We start from the raw sequence: 736 nt of genomic DNA on the forward strand, positions 1-736 counted from the left end.
CTGCAATGGTCTCCGGAGCAGATTGCCGGTTGGCTCAAGCATACTTACCCGAGCGACGAGACCTCCCACGTGTCCCACGAGACCATCTACCGTAGCCTGTTCATTCAAGCCCGCGGGGCGTTGAAGAAGGAGCTGTTGCAGCATCTCAGGCGTACTCGGGGCATGCGCCGCTCACGCCAGTACACGCAGAAGACAGACRTCCACGGAAGAATCGTTGACGCCATCTCCATCAGCGAGCGGCCAGCCACGGTTGAAGATCGAGCAGTTCCCGGCCACTGGGAAGGCGACCTGCTCTTCGGAAGCGCCAACAGCCAGATCGCCACGCTGGTTGAGCGCCAAACGCGATACGTGATGTTGGTCAAGCTTGATGGCAAGGACTCTCAGACCGTCGTCAACGCACTCATCAAGAACGCCCGCAAGCTGCCGCAGGAGCTCTACAAGTCACTGACCTGGGACAGAGGCACGGAGATGCACGCYCACAAGAAGTTCACGTTGGCCACCGACATTCAGGTGTACTTTTGCGATCCGCAGAACCCATGGCAGCGCGGAAGCAACGAGAACACGAATGGATTGCTCAGGCAGTACATGCCGAAGGGCATGGACATCTCAGGGTTCTCCCAGCTTCAACTCAATGCGATCGCTAGACAATTGAACGAGAGGCCGCGCAAGACGCTCGGCTTCCATACACCCGCTGAGATGTTCAGTGAATGTGTTGCATCGACCGGTTGAATCCGCA

The 736-nt window shown here is 57.9% G+C and carries 1 protein-coding gene; it reads left to right on the plus strand.

Annotated elements, in window-relative coordinates:
• On the plus strand, window positions 1-729 hold a 729-nt coding region (locus AB4Z46_RS35370; protein WP_442288217.1), incomplete at its 5' end, for an IS30 family transposase.
• Between the last annotated feature and the right edge of the window lie 7 nt (window positions 730-736).

This window comes from Variovorax sp. M-6 (assembly GCF_052114385.1).
In the GTDB taxonomy this organism is placed as follows: domain Bacteria; phylum Pseudomonadota; class Gammaproteobacteria; order Burkholderiales; family Burkholderiaceae_C; genus Variovorax.